The organism is Kribbella endophytica (assembly GCF_054781295.1).
In genome coordinates this window covers 706,020-722,276 of the sequence record NZ_BAAGUR010000002.1, presented here as the reverse complement: position 1 = coordinate 722,276, position 16,257 = coordinate 706,020, and the positions used below count along the sequence as shown (strand labels likewise).

16 protein-coding genes are annotated in these 16,257 nt (G+C 69.7%); 6 read left to right on the top strand and 10 right to left on the bottom strand.

The window, feature by feature from the left end; all coding sequences use genetic code 11:
• Positions 1-132 precede the first annotated feature (132 nt).
• A complete protein-coding gene (locus ACYVIO_RS21830) occupies positions 133-900 on the top strand; it encodes an N-acetyltransferase (protein WP_460652699.1) in 768 nt (255 codons plus the stop codon).
• Between the two features lie 11 nt (positions 901-911).
• Here the strand turns inward: ACYVIO_RS21830 and ACYVIO_RS21825 are convergent, their stop codons facing one another.
• Positions 912-1,622 (bottom strand): TetR/AcrR family transcriptional regulator, encoded by a 711-nt coding sequence (locus ACYVIO_RS21825; RefSeq protein ID WP_460652698.1) that lies wholly within the window; start codon positions 1,620-1,622, stop codon positions 912-914.
• 93 nt (positions 1,623-1,715) lie between these two features.
• On the opposite strand from ACYVIO_RS21825, the gene ACYVIO_RS21820 reads away from it, so the two are divergent.
• Positions 1,716-3,227, top strand: coding sequence for an MFS transporter (locus ACYVIO_RS21820; protein WP_460652697.1), 1,512 nt, complete (start codon positions 1,716-1,718; stop codon positions 3,225-3,227).
• On the opposite strand, the gene ACYVIO_RS21815 is transcribed toward ACYVIO_RS21820, so the two are convergent.
• Complete coding sequence (locus ACYVIO_RS21815; protein ID WP_460652696.1) at positions 3,192-3,791, bottom strand: CGNR zinc finger domain-containing protein; 600 nt, start codon at positions 3,789-3,791, stop codon at positions 3,192-3,194. The genes ACYVIO_RS21820 and ACYVIO_RS21815 overlap by 36 nt on opposite strands.
• 103 nt (positions 3,792-3,894) lie before the next feature.
• On the opposite strand from ACYVIO_RS21815, the gene ACYVIO_RS21810 reads away from it, so the two are divergent.
• Positions 3,895-5,055, top strand: coding sequence for an epoxide hydrolase family protein (locus ACYVIO_RS21810; RefSeq protein WP_460652695.1), 1,161 nt, complete (start codon positions 3,895-3,897; stop codon positions 5,053-5,055).
• Positions 5,056-5,190: 135 nt separating this feature from the next.
• Here the strand turns inward: ACYVIO_RS21810 and ACYVIO_RS21805 are convergent, their stop codons facing one another.
• From ACYVIO_RS21805 to ACYVIO_RS21780, 6 genes are all read right to left on the bottom strand, one after another.
• Positions 5,191-6,171 carry a glycine betaine ABC transporter substrate-binding protein gene (locus tag ACYVIO_RS21805; RefSeq protein WP_460652694.1) on the bottom strand — a complete coding sequence of 327 codons (981 nt, stop codon included), beginning with the start codon at positions 6,169-6,171 and terminating at the stop codon, positions 5,191-5,193.
• Positions 6,168-6,989, bottom strand: coding sequence for an ABC transporter permease (locus ACYVIO_RS21800; RefSeq protein ID WP_460652693.1), 822 nt, complete (start codon positions 6,987-6,989; stop codon positions 6,168-6,170). The genes ACYVIO_RS21805 and ACYVIO_RS21800 overlap by 4 nt, the downstream gene beginning before the upstream one ends.
• A complete protein-coding gene (locus ACYVIO_RS21795) occupies positions 6,986-8,263 on the bottom strand; it encodes an ABC transporter ATP-binding protein (protein ID WP_460652692.1) in 1,278 nt (425 codons plus the stop codon). The genes ACYVIO_RS21800 and ACYVIO_RS21795 overlap by 4 nt, the downstream gene beginning before the upstream one ends.
• The gene (locus ACYVIO_RS21790; RefSeq protein WP_460652691.1) at positions 8,256-8,897 is read right to left on the bottom strand and encodes an ABC transporter permease; all 642 of its coding nucleotides are present in this window, start codon (positions 8,895-8,897) and stop codon (positions 8,256-8,258) included. Before ACYVIO_RS21790 ends, ACYVIO_RS21795 begins: the two co-directional genes overlap by 8 nt.
• A 140-nt stretch (positions 8,898-9,037) precedes the next feature.
• On the bottom strand, positions 9,038-9,400 hold the full coding sequence (gene erpA / locus ACYVIO_RS21785; RefSeq protein ID WP_184793950.1) for an iron-sulfur cluster insertion protein ErpA: 363 nt from the start codon (positions 9,398-9,400) through the stop codon (positions 9,038-9,040).
• A 181-nt stretch (positions 9,401-9,581) separates the two neighbouring features.
• Entirely contained in the window at positions 9,582-10,676 is a 1,095-nt protein-coding gene (locus ACYVIO_RS21780) for a glycerate kinase family protein (RefSeq protein WP_460652690.1), read from the bottom strand.
• A gap of 301 nt (positions 10,677-10,977) precedes the next feature.
• Here ACYVIO_RS21780 and ACYVIO_RS21775 point away from each other — a divergent pair, with 301 nt between their 5' ends.
• Positions 10,978-11,688: an endonuclease V gene (locus ACYVIO_RS21775; RefSeq protein WP_460652689.1), complete on the top strand. Its 711-nt coding sequence runs from the start codon at positions 10,978-10,980 to the stop codon at positions 11,686-11,688.
• 130 nt (positions 11,689-11,818) lie between these two features.
• On the top strand, positions 11,819-12,292 hold the full coding sequence (locus ACYVIO_RS21770) for an NUDIX domain-containing protein (RefSeq protein WP_460652688.1): 474 nt from the start codon (positions 11,819-11,821) through the stop codon (positions 12,290-12,292).
• Between the two features lie 34 nt (positions 12,293-12,326).
• On the opposite strand, the gene ACYVIO_RS21765 is transcribed toward ACYVIO_RS21770, so the two are convergent.
• Positions 12,327-13,691, bottom strand: coding sequence for an NAD(P)/FAD-dependent oxidoreductase (locus ACYVIO_RS21765; RefSeq protein WP_460652687.1), 1,365 nt, complete (start codon positions 13,689-13,691; stop codon positions 12,327-12,329).
• A 103-nt stretch (positions 13,692-13,794) separates the two neighbouring features.
• Here ACYVIO_RS21765 and nadA point away from each other — a divergent pair, with 103 nt between their 5' ends.
• Positions 13,795-14,976 (top strand): quinolinate synthase NadA, encoded by a 1,182-nt coding sequence (nadA, locus tag ACYVIO_RS21760; RefSeq protein WP_460652686.1) that lies wholly within the window; start codon positions 13,795-13,797, stop codon positions 14,974-14,976.
• Between the two features lie 22 nt (positions 14,977-14,998).
• On the opposite strand, the gene ACYVIO_RS21755 is transcribed toward nadA, so the two are convergent.
• Positions 14,999-16,219, bottom strand: a complete 1,221-nt coding sequence (locus ACYVIO_RS21755; protein WP_460652685.1) for a glycosyltransferase — start codon at positions 16,217-16,219, stop codon at positions 14,999-15,001.
• Positions 16,220-16,257 lie beyond the last annotated feature (38 nt).

Here is a 16,257-nt window from a genome sequence, read left to right as displayed (position 1 = left end):
GTAGTTTTGTTGACAATCCGAAGGTTAGCCATGTGCGATCGTGAACAGCAAGCACTCGACCGCAACCTGTCACCACGCGCAGGGTCGATTGCCCCAGTCCCCGGGCCCCCAGCAAACGGGAAAGTGATGGGCATGAAGCATCTCCTCGCAGCGGGGCGCGCTGTCGAGATCACGACCATCGCGCAGCGGCCTGAACTGGCGGGGGCCGAGATCGACGTCGGCGGCTGGAGCGAGTTCATGCGTCACAACCGGATCTCCGAGGCCTACTTCTGGCAGACCCTCGCAGCGTTCCCGGAGACCTGCTTGATCGCGACGGCTGAGGACGGTTCAGCAGTCGCGGACGCCCAGGCGGTGCAGCTGAGACTGGGCGGTCCGGACCGCGCAGAGCTGCCGGCCGGTGGATGGGAGCAGGCTGTTGTGTGGGCCTTCGCCGATGCGCGCCGTCACGTCGTACCGAATGCTGCCTGTGCGCTCAACATCAGCGTGGCTCGAGATTTCCAGGGGTTGGGGCTCGCCGGCCTGATGCTCAGTGCCCTACGGGATGCCGTTGCCGACGCGGGACTGGCTGACCTGGTTGCGCCCGTGCGGCCCACGCGGAAACACCTGGAACCACGCACGTCGATGGCGGAGTACGCGGGGCGCGTCCGCGAGGACGGCCTGCCCTGCGACCCGTGGCTCAGGACCCACGTCAGAGTTGGCGGCCGGATCGCCGGGGTTGCCCCGACGTCCTGGCTGGTCTCGGGATCGCTCGAGGAGTGGAGGAGCTGGACCGGGCTCGCGTTCGACCACGATGGCGCCGTGGAGGTGCCCGGCGCCCTGACGACCGTGCACTGTGACGTCGGGTCGGGCTCTGCCGTGTACGTCGAGCCGAATGTCTGGGTCCGCCACGCGCTTCGATGACCGGGTGGCGGCTACGGCTGTGGGGGGACCATTGAGGCTAGGCCGGCGATGATGACCTGGGCGCCGAAGTCGAAGCGTTCGTCGCCGCTGGCGCCGGTGGTCATCGCGCCGGCCAGGGCGATCGTGAGTGGAAAACGGGCCGGGTCTAGCGAGCCGAAGAACGAGCGGAGTTGCTCGACGAATCCCTCTAGGTCCTCGGGGGCGAAGTCGGCGGCGCCCTGGACGCTCTCCTCGAAGGCGGTCGCGGTGATGAACAGCGGGATCAGGTCGACCGCCCACGCGGCGGCCTGGTCGGGGACGCGGCCGGCCTTGAGGATCGCGAGCATGCGTTCGGTGCTGAGCATCGCGTACTCCCCCAGCGGGACCTGACCGATCGCCGCGCGGGCCAGGCCGGGGTAGGCGCGCATCACGCGGAGGATCTCGTCCATCGCCGCCTTGAGCTGCTCCTGCCAGTGCTCGGGATCGGCGCCGGGCAGCTTCATGTCCGCGGCGGCCCGGTCGAGCATCAGCTGGTCGAGCTCCTTCTTGTTCGCGACGTGCGCGTAGAGGGACGCCGGGCCGGTGTCGAGCGCCTGGGCGACCTTGCGCATCGACACCGCGTCGTAGCCCTGATCGACCAGCAGGCGCAGCGCGGTGTCGACGATCCGCTCCCGCGTGAGCGGCTCCCGCGCCGCGCGGGCCGGCTTGGCGGGGGTGATCGGCTGCCACGGCGACTGGTTCATGCGCCCCACTGTAGCGAACACCGTACTTGACACGAATAGTGTTCGAGCGTAGAACAGTGTTCGTTAACGAACACCGTTCGACTAGGAGCACCGATGACCACCTCAACCACTCCACCCGGCGAAACGTCGTACGACGAAGCGTCCGGCGAGCTGGCGACGCCCGACGGCTCACGCGGCGACGCGACCACTGCCGCCGGACCCGCGCCGACCGCCGGTACGCCGTACAAGTGGCGCTGGATCGTGCTCGGGACCGTGCTGGTCGCCGAGATCATGGATCTGGTCGACGCGACGATCGTGAACATCGCGGCACCGTCGATCCAGCGGGAGCTCGGCGGGTCGAACGCCGCGGTGCAGTGGATGCTCGCCGGGTACACGCTCGCGTTCGCGATCGGCCTGGTCAGCTTCGGGCGGCTCGGCGATCTGGTCGGCCGGCGCAAGCTGTTCGTGATCGGCGCGGTCGGGTTCACCGTCGCGTCGGCGCTGTGCGGGCTGGCGACCTCGCCCGGTCTGCTGATCGGCAGCCGGGTCGCGCAGGGTCTGCTCGGCGCGGTGATGATCCCGCAGGGGTTCGCGATCCTGAAGTCGGTGTTCCCGCCGGACGAGATCGGCAAGGCGTTCGGGCTGTTCGGACCGGTGATGGGATTGTCGGCAGTCGCCGGGCCCGTGCTGGCCGGCGTACTGATCGACGCGAACTGGTTCGACGCCGGCTGGCGGATGATCTTCTGGATCAACGTGCCGATCGGCATCGCGGCGGTCGTCGGCGCACTGCGCTGGATGCCCGAGGTGAAGACGCCGGGCGCCCGCGGACTCGACCCAGCCGGCGTGATCCTGGTCAGCTTGGGCGCCGGACTGCTGATCTACCCCCTGGTGCAGGGCCGCGAGCTCGACTGGCCGTTGTGGACAATCGCCATGATGGTCGCCTCGATCCCCGTGTTCGCGCTGTTCGGCTGGCGTGAGCGCCGGTCGGGCAACCCGGTGATCGACCCGTCGCTGTTCCGCAGTCGCGGGTACGTCGCTGGACTCGGCGTGATCAGCACGTTCTTCCTGGCGATGTCCGGGTTCACGCTGGTGCTCAACCTGTTCACCCAGCTCGGCCTGCACTACAGCCCGTTGAAGGCCGGCCTCGCGATGGTGCCGTTCTCGCTCGGGATCGCGATCGGCGCGCCGCTGTCCGCGGGGCTGCTCGCGCCGAAACTCGGCCGGGTCGCGCTGCAGCTCGGCATCGGCGTGATGACGCTGGCGATGGTGTGGGTCTGGATCACGCTCGTCCACAACGGCGACGCGACGACGATCTGGGACCTGGTGCCGCCGCTGCTGCTGGTCGGGATCGGCTCGGGCATGGTGTTCGCGCCGCTGTTCGACATCATCCTGGCCTCGATCGACGACAGCGCGGCCGGCTCGGCGTCCGGCGTACTGACCGCTATGCAGCAGTTCGGCGGTGCGATCGGCGTCGCGGTGATCGGCACGATCTTCTTCCAGCTGCTGCCGACGGACGGGTTCCTCGGCGCGGCCAAGACCAGCACGCTCGTCGCGACCGGCCTGTTCGTGGTCGCCCTCGCGATCACCTGGCTACTCCCCCGCCGCGCCCGTCCCGAGGTCGCCTGAGCCGGATTTCGTACGCCGGTTGGCGTTGAAGCGGGCCTTCTTCTGACGATTCCCGCAGGTGTTCATGTCACACCATTTGCGAGTGCGGCTCTGGCTCGTGTCGAAGAAGGCCGCTTGGCAGGTCGGCGAGGCGCACAGGGCCAACTTCCCGTCACGCTCGCCGGAGATGATGCCGATCGCGTCGGCGGCGATCACGCTCAGCGCGTCTTCCACGCTGGAAGCCGAACTGAGCTGCCATCGCCGCCGGCCGTCGGGCGTCAGGACCGCCGCGGCCTGGCCGTGAGCGCTGTAGTTGTTGATGACCTGGACAGCGGCTGCAGGGAGAGTGTCCTGGGTCGCGGCCGCTGTCGCCGCGGCGTGAATCGCCTCCCGCAGTTCCCGGGCGAGGCCGAGCTGGACGACCGTGCACGAGTCCACCGCGAGGCCGCTCACAGTCAGCCAGTCGACGAGTCGCTGCGGCGTGGGGATGCGCTCCACAGGATCGCCCTGACGCTCCGACAAGGTCCCCGTGAAGCTGGTCGCCAGCACGCTCCCGAGGCGGAAGTCAGGGAACTCGGTGGGCATGGAACCACCTTAGCGGGTTCACATCGAGCAGAAAAGCATGTTAGAACCGTCTTAGCCGGTTCTTCATGAGAGCAGCCGGCTCCGCGACGGCCCAGGAGGTCTCATGCCCAGCGACGTACAAGCATTCGAAGCCCACGCGACCGACGCCGAACTCGACGAATTGCGGGCACGATTGGCCTCGGCGCGACTACCGGAGGCCGAGACGGTCCTTGGCGCCGCGCCCGGTCCGGGCCGATGGGACCAGGGCGTTCCGCTCGCCGATCTCGTCGAGCTGGTGGAGTACTGGCGCACCGGCTACGACTGGCGGTGGTTCGAGAAACGTCTCGATCGGATCGGTCAGTTCCGTACGACGATCGACGGGCTGGGGATCCACTTCCTGCACCGGCGATCGGCCCGTGCGGATGCGACTCCGCTGATCCTGACGCACGGCTGGCCGGGCAGCATTGCCGAGTTCGTCGATGTGGTGGACGAGCTGGCCGATCCTCAGGATGCCAACGTGCCTGCGTTCCATGTTGTCGTCCCGTCGCTGCCGGGCTTCGGGTACAGCGACAAACCGACCACGACCGGGTGGGGAACCGAGAAGATCGCGGCTGCCTGGGTGGAGCTGATGGGAAGACTCGGGTACGGCAAGTTCGTCGCGCACGGCGGTGACTGGGGAGGTGTTGTCACGACCGTTCTCGCCGGTCGGTTCCCGGAACATGTTCTCGGCATCCACACGGTGCTGGCGCAGGCGCCGCCCGGGCTGTCGACGGACGGGCTGACCTCGGCCGAGCGTGCTTGGACCGAGGAGACTCGCGATTTCTGGCACGAGCGCTCGGGGTACGCGAAGCAGCAGGCGACCCGGCCGCAGACGATCGGCTACTCGCTCGTGGACTCGCCGGTCGGGTTGCTTGCGTGGATTGTCGACAAGTTCGCGGAGTGGAGCGACACGGAGGACAGCCCGTTCGAGAGGATCTCGCGGGATCGGATTCTGGACGACGTCACCCTGTACTGGCTGACGCGGACCGGTGCGTCGGCGGCCCGCATCTACTACGAGAGCCACAGCTCGCTGGATCCCGAGCTGCGGGTCGATGTCCCGGCGGCGGTCACCACGTATCCGCGGGACATCGAGAAGTGCCCGCGGCCCTGGGCGGAGAAGCGGTTTCGGCAGATTGTTCGCTGGAGGACGCCTGACGCCGGCGGGCACTTCCCGTCGCTGGAGGTGCCTGGGTCTTTTGTCAACGATCTGCAGGAGGGCCTCGCGGCCGTGCTGGCTGCCCGGTGAACTCGGCGGGCGCTGGCCGGTTCGAAGAGCCGAGCACGCCGAGGAGCCCGGGCGCGCCGAGGCGAACGGCCTTCGCCCGCCGCCGGTGATCCGCTTACGCAGAACCGGCCGTTGCGGAGGCCGCCGCCGGCGCCGTCAGTCCTTGGTGACGAAGCCTTCCTTGGTCAGCCAGTCCATGGCGACGTCGGCGGGTTCGCGGCCGTCGACGTCGACCTGGGCGTTGAGCTCGATCAGGACCGCGTCGGTGAGCTTGGCGGAGACCGGAGCCAGCAGGTCGCGGAGCTGCGGGTACTGGTCGAGGACCTTCTTGGCGATCACCGGCGCCACGTTGTACGCCGGGAAGTAGTGCTTGTCGTCCTCGAGCACCACCAGGTCGAGCGACTTGATCCGGCCGTCCGTCGTGTAGATCTCCCCGAACAGGCAGTCGCCGTTGTCGGTCGCGGCGTAGACGGCGCCGGTGTCGAGCGTCCGGACGTTGTTGCGGTTCACGCCGGAGCCGAGCGGGACGCCGTAGTGCTTGAGCATCGGCTCGAACCCGTCGTTGCGGTTCGCGAACTCGGACTCGACGCAGAACGTGCGTTCCTTCAGCGGAATCTGGCTCAGCTGCGACAGCTTGGTCAGGCCGAGCTTCTCGGAGTTCTTCCGGGTCACGCCGAACCCGTAGCTGTTGTTCATCGGCGCCGGCTCGAGCCAGACCAGCCCGTACTTCTGCAGGTCCTCCCCCGCCACAGCGTCGTACTGCTTGCGCTTGTCGGGAATGCCCGTGTCGTGGCCGAGGTAGGAGATCCAGGCGGTGCCGGTGTACTCCCAGGCCATCTGGATCTGCCCCTGCAGCATCGCCTGGCGCGACGTGTCACTGCCGGGCATGTTGGTCAGGTCCTTGACCTTGGCGCCGGCCGACTGCATCAGGATCGCGGCGATCTTGCCGAGGATCAGCTGCTCCTGGAAGTTCTTCGACCCGATCCCGATCTCCAGGCCGTCGAGATTCTTGACCGGGGCAAGGGGTCCGGCCAGCGACGCGGTCGGGACGTAGCCGCCGCTGGTCCCGAGACCGCAACCGGTCGACGCGGCAACGACCATGATGGTTGCCGTCAGCAACCCAAGAGCGCGCTTCATCGCAGTCCCCTCGGCCGGGTGATCTCTTCCAGGATCCGGCCGGCCCAGTCGATCAGCAGAGCCAGTACGCCGACCAGCAGCGCGCCGCTGATCAGTACCGGGTACCGCAGCAGACGGATGCCCGTCGTGATCAGGATGCCCAGGCCGCCGGCGTCGATGAACGTGGCGAGCGTCGCCGTACCGACGACGAGGACCAGGGCGGTCCGGATGCCGGCCATGATGACCGGTACGGCGAGCGGCAGCTCGATCCGCCCGAGCACCGAGCGGCTGGACATGCCCATCCCGCGGCCGGCCTCGACCAGGTTCCGGTCGACGCCTTGCAGGCCGACGATCGTGTTGCGCAGCACCGGCAGTACGGCGTACAGGCAGAGCGCGAGGATCGCGGTCCAGAAACCGAAGCCGAGCCAGATCGCGAGCAGCACGATCAGACCGATCACCGGCGCGGCCTGCCCGGCGTTCGCGAACGCGACGACGATCGGCGCCGCGCGGCGCATCCGCGGGCGGGTCAGTGCGATGCCGAGCGGCACGGCGATCAGCAGAACGATGACCGTGGCAACGATCGTCAGCTTGAGATGTTCGAGCGTGAGCGTGCCGACGACGCTCCACGCCAGCTGGCGTTGCTCGATCGAGTCGAGCTCGGCCTGCGAACGCCAGATCACCCACGCTGCGAGGACCAGGGCAACGAAAATAGGCTGCCCGAGCAACAGTCCCCAGCTCGGGCGGCGGCGTCGTTCGGAGGCCAGACCGGCGGCTGCTGCTTTGGCGTCGGCGAGATTGCGGCGTTCCTCCGCGGAGGTGCCGGGATCGACGATGGTCATGAGACCACCTCGTCGGCCTCCGGGGCTTGGATCCTCGCCAGCACCGCCTGGAAGTCGACGACGCCGAGGTACTCGTCCCGGCGACCGGTGACGACCGCGCTGCCGTGGCTGGAGACGAGCATCGTGTCGAGCGCGTCGTTCAGCGTCGCGCGGCGGTCGATCGTGACCAGGTCGGTGCCCTCCTTGGGCGCCGGTACGCGGTCGACGTCGGCCAGGTCGCGAGTCCACATCCAGTCGATCGGGCGCCGCTTCGCATCCAGTACGACGACCGAGTCGTCGCCCGCGGCCTGCGCGGAACGGAGTACGTCGGCAGCGGTGTCACCGACCGACGCGACCGTGGGCTGACCGAGGTCGATCTCGCTGACCCGGCTCAGCGTCAGCTGCTTCAGCGCCGCGCCCGCGCCGACGAAGTCCGCGACGAAGCGGTCCGCCGGGTTCGACAGGATCGCCTCCGGGACGTCGTACTGGGCGATCTTCGCGCCCTCGGTGAGGATCAGGATCCGGTCGCCGAGCTTGACCGCCTCGTCGAAGTCGTGGGTGACGCAGACGATCGTCTTGCGCAGCTCCTCCTGGATGCTGAGCAGCTCGTCCTGCAACCGCTGCCGCGTGATCGGGTCGACCGCGCCGAACGGCTCGTCCATCAGGATCACCGGCGGGTCGGCGGCCAGACCGCGCGCGACGCCGACTCGTTGCTGCTGACCACCGGACAGCTCGCGCGGGTACCGGCCTCGGTACCGCTCGGAATCGAGGCCGACCAGCTCGAGCAGCTCGTCGACGCGCTCGGTGATCCGGCCGCGGTCCCAGCCGAGCAGGCCGGGGACCATCGCGATGTTCTGGGCGACGGTCATGTGCGGGAACAGGCTGCCGCCCTGGATCACGTACCCGATGTGCCGGCGCAGGTCGTCGTCGTCGCGGCCACTGATGTCCTCGCCGCCGATCCGGATGCTGCCCGAGGTCGGCTCGATCAGCCGGTTGATCATCTTCAGCGACGTCGTCTTGCCGCAGCCGGACGGGCCGACGAACATGACGATCTCGCCGGCCGGGACGTGCAGGGACAGGCCCTCGACGGCCGGCTTCTGCTGGCCGGGGTAACGCTTGACGACGTCGACCAGATCGATGTCGACACCGCTGACCTCGTGGTCGTCACCGGCCGATGAGTCGGGCGACGTGCCGGGGTCGGCGACGGGACGCGTGGAGGTCGCCGAGGCGGGCGCGGCCGACGGCGTACCGGGATCGGTCAGGTTCTCGGCGGACGGCGTACGTGAGTCAGACACGGATCCCCCTGGGGGTCGTCAGCCGGCCGACGCCGAGCAGCAGCGCGTCCAGCACGAGAGCCAGCAGCACCACCCCCAGCGTTCCGACCAGGGCGGAGTTGAGAGCGTTGGCGCCACCGATCTGGGTGAGGCCGGTGAAGATGAAGCTGCCCAGACCGGGGCCGAGCACGTACGCCGCGATCGCCGCGATGCCCATCGACATCTGCGCCGAGACCCGGACGCCCGCCAGGATCACCGGCCACGCGAGCGGGAGCTCGATCCGGACCAGAGTGCGGAGCCGGCCCATGCCCATGCCGCGGGCGGACTCGACCAGGGTCGCGTCGACGCCGGCCAGGCCGACGACCGCGTTACGCAGGATCGGGAGGGTCGCGTAGAAGGTCACCGCGATCACCGACGTCGCCGTACCGATGCCGGCCAGCGGGATCAGCAGGCCGAGCAGCGCGAACGACGGGATGGTCAGGCCGACCGCGCTGATGCCCTCGGCGGCGGACGCGATCTTCGGGTTGCGATGGACGAGCACGGCCAGGACGACGGCGATCACCGTCGCGAGCACCACGCACTGGATGACCAGGCTCAGATGCTGGTAGCCCTGGTAGAGAAGCTGCGACTGCCGTTCACTGATGAAATCCCACACGATCGCCCTTCCTGCGGCTAGGTAACCTCCAGAGGTTCCCCTCGGCAGAAAGCTCAAACGTTTGACTCGTGCTCAGGGCATTAATCAGGGCACGACGAAGCCCCCGGCACCTCGCGGTACCGGGGGCTTCGGGTAAGGCTTTAGTTGAACGAGTCGCCGCAGGCGCAGGAGCCGGTCGCGTTCGGGTTGTCGATCGTGAAGCCCTGCTTCTCGATCGTGTCCACGAAGTCGATCGACGCACCCTTGAGGTACGGCGCGCTCATCCGGTCCGTGACGACGCTCACACCGTCGAAGTCCGCGACCACGTCACCGTCGAGCTGACGCTCGTCGAAGAACAGCTGGTACCGCAGGCCGGAGCACCCGCCCGGCTGCACGGCGACGCGCAGCGCGAGGTCGTCGCGACCTTCCTGGTCCAGCAGCGCCTTCACCTTCGAGGCGGCCCCGTCCGTCAACAGGATCCCCGTCGCGGCGGCGGTGGCCTGCTCGGTCTGCGCTTCAGTCATTCCTGACTCCAAGTCATCTCTTGAGCGCCCGGCTGCTGATGGGCAGGCAGCCGCACGCGGAAAATCCGCTGTCAACACGAGCCAACACCCACTGACCCGCGCTCATTCCCATGGTCGCACACCAATTTCGAGGATCAACAACTTGCCTCACCCACCGGGCAACCGGCGCGCAGGCCGGTGGTCAGCGGGCCCAGGTGCGGGCTACGCGTTCGGCGACCTTGGCCAGCGAGCCGTGAGGGTCGGCGAAGGCCTGCTCCTCGCCGACGGCGTCGACCAGGGAGTAGGCCGACTCGACGCCCATCGTGCGCATCTCGCGGGAGCCGATCAGCACCTTGCCGGCCAGTACGACGCACGGCCGCATCGCGTCGTTCGCGACCTTGGCGACCCCGGCGATCACCTTGCCGTCGCGCGACTGGAAGTCGAACGCGCCCTCACCGGACAGCACCAGATCGACCCGCCCGGCCTTCTCCTTCAGCCCGGTCAGATCGGCGACCAGATCGATCCCTGAGACGCGCTCGGCGCCGAGCAGCAGCAGCGCGTACCCGAGCCCGCCCGCCGCGCCGGCGCCCTTCTGGTCGGCCGTCTTCCGGTCGGCGAGCTCGGCGAAGTGGGTCAGCCAGCCGTCGACGACCGGCTTGCGCTCGTCGGCGACGCCCTTCTGCTTGCCGAAGATGTTGGTCGCGCCACGCAGCCCGAGCATCGGGTTCTCCACGTCGCTCGCCGCGACGAACTCGACGCCCGCCATCTTGGTCTGGGCCGGCTGGAGGTCGACCGCGGTCAGGTCGGCCAGCCCGGTCGCGCCCGCGTCGAGGCTGCCGCCGACGCCGGTCGCACCGAGCGCCGCGAGCAGGCCCGCGCCCGCGTCGTTCGTCCCGGATCCACCGAGTCCGAGGATGATCCGCTTCGCCCCCGCGTCCACGGCGGCCGCGATCAGCTGGCCGACGCCGTACGTCGTACCGTCCTCAGGCCGTCGATCGGCGGGCTCGACCAGGTGCAGCCCGCAGGCCTGTGCGGTCTCGATGTACGCCGTCTCGCCGGCGACCAGGACGGTCGCGGGAACGTCGCCACCGAGCGGGCCGCGGACGGTGACCGACAACAGGGTGCCGTCGACAACCGCCGCCAGGACGTCGATGAACCCGGGTCCCCCGTCAGCCATCGGCGCCACCAGCACCTCGGCCTCAGGATCCCTGCGCCGCCACCCCTCCTCGATCGCGGCCGCAGCCTCGACCGCCGTCAACGTCCCAGCGAACTTGTCCGGAGCAATCAGCACGCGCATGCGCACATCCTCGCAAACTCCCGCGCCGTCCTGCGCCACAGCAGCCACCCACCGGACGCCCCTCTCGGTGCGATAGGCCGGGCCTATCAGCCCGTCCGGCTCGGCGGACAGGCCACGAGCGTCGACGGCTACCACTGATCAACCACGCCGCGGACTAGCTGCTTACGCTCAGCGCACACCTCCGGAGCGGCGCAGGGGTGAGTTGATCAGTGGTGGGCGTCGGTGCTGTCCGCCTTGATCAGGTGGATTCGACGACGCGACGGTCGACGGGGTGTCGGAGTCGGCCGGTAGCGTGCGGGCGGTGCAGCTGACTGTTGGTGAGGCGATTGCTCTTCAGGAGGAGCTTCGGGGGCTCGTTGACGTCACCGACCACGCGTCGCGGGCGCCGCGGTACGTGGCCGGGTTGGATGTCGCGTACGACGGCGACGAGTACGCGGCGGCGGTCGTCGTACTGGAGGTGATCCGGGCGGAGGCACGGTCGAGCGAGTCCAGGTCCTGCGAGGCGGCGGGCGCGCGCTCGGCGACGGTTGAGTTGCGGGAGGTCGACCGAGCCGTTGTGCGGGGGCGGACTGCGTTTCCCTACGTGCCTGGGCTGTTTGCGTTTCGGGAGGTGCCGGGGTTGGTGGCTGCGTTGGAGCGGCTGCGGGTGACGCCGGAACTGCTGGTGTGTGACGGGCAGGGGCTGGCGCATCCTCGGCGGTTCGGGCTGGCTTGCCACCTGGGAGTGGTGACTGGGCTGCCGAGTATCGGGGTGGGGAAGACGGCTTTCGTCGGCGAGTGGGAGGAGCCGGGGGCCGCGCGGGGCGAGGCCAGTGAGCTGGTGCTCGACGGGGAGATCGTCGGGAAAGTGCTGCGGACGCAGAACAAGATCAAGCCGGTGTTCGTCTCGGTCGGACATCGGGTGTCGCTGGGGACTGCGGTCGAGCGGGTGCTGGAGCTATCGCCGCGGTATCGCCTGCCGGAGACAACCCGAGCGGCCGACCGGGCCTGCCGCGACGGGCTGGCCGGTTGACGGGCTCGCGGGCTCGGGGCAGGCGGGCAGGCGGGCAGGCGGGCAGGCGGGCTGGCGGGCTGGCGGGCTGGCGGGCTGGCGGAATGAGACCCCGGCGACGGGCGCGGGGATGACTTGTGAGGGAGAGCGGATGACGTTGCACGAGGACGACGTACGGACTGATGCGAAGGCCCCGCTTCGGCCGGGGGCTTCGGCGGCGGTGCTGGACGGGGATCGGTTGTTGCTGACTCGGCGCAGCGACAACGATGAGTGGTGCATGCCGGGTGGTGGGATCGACGCGGGTGAGCGGCCGGCGGAGGCTGCTCAGCGGGAGGTGCTGGAGGAGACCGGGCTGCGGGTACGCGTGACCGGGCTGCTCGGGGTGTACTCGGATCCGGATCTCGTCGTCGTCTACCCGGACGGGAATCGGGTGCAGATCCTCGGCGTCCTGTTCCGTGCCGAGGTGGTCGAGGGAACGGCGGGGCTGTCCGACGAGGTGACCGAGGTCGGGTGGTTCACCGCCGCGGAGGCGGCCGAACTGACGGTCATCGCGAATCATCGGCCGTTGTTGCCGACGGCGTACGGCGTGGAGGGGATCTACTTCAATCGGCCGGCTGACGCCTAGGCGGCGCCGCGCGGGCGGGTCTGCCCGCCGACGCTTAGGCCAAGTACTGCGTGACCGCGTTCGCGGCGCGGCGGCCGGAGACGAGGGCGCCTTGGATCGAGACGGTGTCGCGGTGGTCGCCGGCGACGAAGCGGCCTTCGCCGAGGGCGACCGGGCGGCGTGCGGCGAGCGGCGGCGGCTGGTGCGGGAGGGCCTCGGGGATGTCGTGCCGTACGACGAGTTGCCACGCGCCGGCCGAGCGCCCGTACATCCGCGTCAGTTGGATCCGCACCTCGCTCTCGACCGCTTCGGTCGGCCACAGGGTGGTCGCCTGGATCAGGTGCTGCCCGGGTGGCGCGTACGACGGTGCTACGTTCGACATCACCGCGGTGTTGACGACCGGGCCGTCGCGGCGGCCGTCGACGACCAGGAGCTTGTCGGTGCGCGGCGGTTCGTCGGTCGTGAACCAGTAGGTGCTGAGGCCCTTCAGCTGCGGCGCTCGGAGCTGGACGAGCTCGGCGGCCGCTGACGGGTCGGTGGCGATGACGACGGCGCGGGCGCGGAGCTCGCCGTCGACGGTGTCGACGACCACCTCGTCACCACCCCGTACGGCGGTCGCCGGGCGGCTCAGCTGCACGGGCTCGCGCAAGCGCGCGGCCAATTGCTCGGGCAGGGCCGACATGCCGCCCGCGGGCAGGCTCGGCGTACCGAGCAGGAAGCTGCGCAGCAGCAACCGCACGAACGCCGCCGAGGTCGCGCCGTCCGCTTCCGCGAGGACGCCGGCGAGGAACGGTTCGAGGACCTCCCGCCGGAGCCTGCCGTCGACGCCCGCGCGATCCAGCGATTCCCGCAACGACAGGTCTCCCCCGGTCACCGAGCCGGGGTGAAGGGCGGAGCGCCCCGGGGCCTCGGCGCCGGGTGGCGTCGCACCGGGTGGCGTCGCACCGGGTGGCGGCGCGCCGGGCGAGGCCGCACCGGGTGAGGGCGCCCCGGGAGCCTGGCCCGAAGCCTCGGCGAGGAGCCGGTCGACCCGGCCTAGCGCCGGGGCTGCCCACGCACCCAGGCGGGCCAGTTCCTTTGGGCTGAGGTAGCCGCTCACGAGAGTCCGGCCCAGCAACCAAGGGCTGCGGCGGGGATCGGCGAGGACCGTCGTACCGGCGGCTCCTGCGACAGCGACCCCGGCGGTGAAGGCATGGAGATCCAGCGCCGCCAGGTCGACGTACCGGCGTACTGCTGGATACGCGGGATTGAGCAGTTGGAAGCCTCGGTCGCACAGATAGCCGTCGATGCGATCGGTGCGGACTCGGCCGCCGACGGCGTCGGCGGCCTCAAGGATGCTGACGGCGAGGCCTCGGCTCTGCAGGGTGAGGGCGCAGTTCAGCCCGGCCAGTCCTGCTCCGACGACGATCACGTCTGTCATCCGTCGATGCTTGCACACCCAACGATTAGGGCCGGTAATTTCGCATGATGGGCAGTGACGTGTACCACGCGATCCCTGGGCAGCGGCGTGCGACGATGTTGACGTGACGACGATCGCAGACGGCCCGAAAGCCCTTCCGCTGCTGTTCCTTGGCCGCGACACCGACCCCCACTCCGAGCGTGGCGTCGAGTGCCCGGGGGCCCTGCCGCCGGCCTCCGACCCGGACCTGGTCGAGCGGGCGACGAAGGCCAAGGCCACGCTCGGCGACCAGGTGTTCGTGCTCGGGCACCACTACCAGCGCGACGAGGTGATCCAGTTCGCGGACGTCACCGGTGACTCGTTCAAGCTCGCCCGCGACGCGGCGAACCGGCCGGACGCGCCGTACATCGTGTTCTGCGGTGTGCACTTCATGGCCGAGTCCGCCGACATCCTCACCAACGAGAACCAGACGGTGATCCTGCCCGACCTCGCGGCCGGCTGCTCGATGGCCGACATGGCGCGCATCCAGCAGGTCGAGGCCGCCTGGGACGCGCTCGCCGACGCCGGCGTCGCGGACGTCACGGTGCCGGTCACGTACATGAACTCCAGCGCCGACATCAAGGCGTTCTGCGGCCGCAACGGCGGAGCGGTCTGTACGTCGAGCAACGCCGACGTCGCGCTCGACTGGGCCTTCCAGCAGGGCGAGAAGGTGCTCTTCCTGCCCGACCAGCACCTCGGGCGCAACACCGCGGTGCAGAAGATGGGGATCAGCCTCGACGAGTGCGTCGTGTACGACCCGCACAAGCCGGGCGGCGGCCTGACCCGCGAGCAGCTCGCGGCGGCGAAGATGATCCTGTGGCGCGGGCACTGCTCGGTGCACGGGCGCTTCACGCCGGAGTCGGTCGACGACGTCCGTGCGCGCGTTCCCGGGGTGAAGGTGCTGGTGCACCCGGAGTGCCGGCACGAGGTCGTCACGAAGGCCGACCTGGTCGGTTCGACGGAGTACATCATCAAGGTCCTCGACGAGGCCGAACCCGGTACGTCGTGGGCGGTGGGCACCGAGCTGAACCTGGTCTCCCGCCTGGCCAAGCAGCACGCCGACAAGAACATCGTCTTCCTCGACAAGACCGTCTGCTACTGCGCGACGATGAACCGCATCGACCTGCCGCACTTCGTCTGGACCCTGGAGAACCTGGTCGCCGGCCACGTCGTCAACCCCATCAAGGTCGACGCCGACACCGAGCGGTACGCCAAGATCGCCCTCGACCGCATGCTCGCCCTGCCCGGCAAGACCGCCAGAGACTGAAGAACAAAAGAAGCAGAAAGTATTAAGAGGTCACGCGGGCTTCGGCGTACCAGTCCGACAGCAAGGCGGGGAGGCGGTCGGGGCCCCAGCGGTCTACGGGGGTGATTCGGCCCTTCAGGGACGCCAGGCCCTTGGCCAGTTCGCCTACGACGTCGCCTCGCCAGCTGACGGCGACGCCTTCGTCGGGGCCGACGATGACCGACGGGCCGCCGCGGTCCACGCAGACGACCGGGCAGCCGCTGGCGAGGGCTTCGGTGACCGCCCAGCCGGCGGCCTCGCGGAGGGCGGGGGCCAGGAGGGCGTCGGCGCGGAGCAGGGCGGCGAGCACTTCCTCGCGGGGAAGCTGGCCGGTGAACTCGACACGGTCGCGGACGCCGAGCTGCTCGGCGAGGCGTTCGGCGCGGCGCCAGTCGGGGCCGTCGCCGATGACCCGGAGTTCCCAGTTGGCGGCCTCGGGGCGCGCGAGCGCACTGATCGCGAGCAGCAGGCCCTTCCACGGGATCAGGCGGCCGACGAACAACGCCGTCTTCACCCCGGGTCCGCCGAAGGGTTCGTACGGGCCGGAGGCGCTGGCGAAGCGGCGGATCGCGACGTTCGGCTGGACGACGATCTCGCGCGTGTGCGGCCCGAAGACCTCGGCGACATCCTTGTTCTGGGCAATGACCAGGTCGGCCCGCTGCGCGAGCTGACGCCCGACCAGTCGCCGGGCGAGGCCGGTCCACGCGCGACGGACCAGCTCCCCCACCAGGCCGCTCGATCCGAGCCAGTGCGCCATCGACAGCGGCACCGCCGTCGATCCGCCGACCGGTCCCCAGATCACCTTCGCCGACGTCCGCCGTACGACGCCTGCCGGCATCCAGTCGACCGCGAACGTCAGGTGGTGGATCACGTCGAAGGCCTGCTTGCGGTGCAGCCGCTCGGCGACCTGGCCGGCCTTGCGCTGCCACAGCGGGTAGTACCAGTAGACGTCCGCGCTCCGGCGCCGCAGCTTGAGCAAGAACTTCGACAGCTCCAGCGGTACGACGGTCAGCCCCGGCACCGGCCGGATCGCGAGCTCTTCCTCGATCTCGTGCGCGAACTTGCCGCGGGTCAGCAACCACACGTCGTGGTCCCGCGCCGCCGCCTTCGCCCAGGCCCACCCGGCGCCCGGCTCCGACCCGCCCTGGGGCCGGCACGCGTACGCACTCACCAGAATCCGCCGCCGCGTCGGCACCCCGGCCGTCGATCCCCCGGCCCCCGCCACCGGGGCAATTCCAGAATCAGCGTCCTCCACCGGCCCGG

What these genes read in the sequence shown, in the direction of transcription:
- ACYVIO_RS21825 (WP_460652698.1), bottom strand. Translation starts at nt 1,622, where the DNA reads ATGAACCAGTCGCCGTGGCAGCCGATCACCCCCGCCAAGCCGGCCCGC.
- ACYVIO_RS21810 (WP_460652695.1), top strand. Translation starts at nt 3,895, where the DNA reads ATGCCCAGCGACGTACAAGCATTCGAAGCCCACGCGACCGACGCCGAA.
- ACYVIO_RS21815 (WP_460652696.1), bottom strand. Translation starts at nt 3,791, where the DNA reads ATGCCCACCGAGTTCCCTGACTTCCGCCTCGGGAGCGTGCTGGCGACC.
- erpA (WP_184793950.1), bottom strand. Translation starts at nt 9,400, where the DNA reads ATGACTGAAGCGCAGACCGAGCAGGCCACCGCCGCCGCGACGGGGATC.
- ACYVIO_RS21805 (WP_460652694.1), bottom strand. Translation starts at nt 6,171, where the DNA reads ATGAAGCGCGCTCTTGGGTTGCTGACGGCAACCATCATGGTCGTTGCC.
- ACYVIO_RS21800 (WP_460652693.1), bottom strand. Translation starts at nt 6,989, where the DNA reads ATGACCATCGTCGATCCCGGCACCTCCGCGGAGGAACGCCGCAATCTC.
- ACYVIO_RS21765 (WP_460652687.1), bottom strand. Translation starts at nt 13,691, where the DNA reads ATGACAGACGTGATCGTCGTCGGAGCAGGACTGGCCGGGCTGAACTGC.
- ACYVIO_RS21830 (WP_460652699.1), top strand. Translation starts at nt 133, where the DNA reads ATGAAGCATCTCCTCGCAGCGGGGCGCGCTGTCGAGATCACGACCATC.
- ACYVIO_RS21820 (WP_460652697.1), top strand. Translation starts at nt 1,716, where the DNA reads ATGACCACCTCAACCACTCCACCCGGCGAAACGTCGTACGACGAAGCG.
- ACYVIO_RS21770 (WP_460652688.1), top strand. Translation starts at nt 11,819, where the DNA reads ATGACGTTGCACGAGGACGACGTACGGACTGATGCGAAGGCCCCGCTT.
- ACYVIO_RS21780 (WP_460652690.1), bottom strand. Translation starts at nt 10,676, where the DNA reads ATGCGCGTGCTGATTGCTCCGGACAAGTTCGCTGGGACGTTGACGGCG.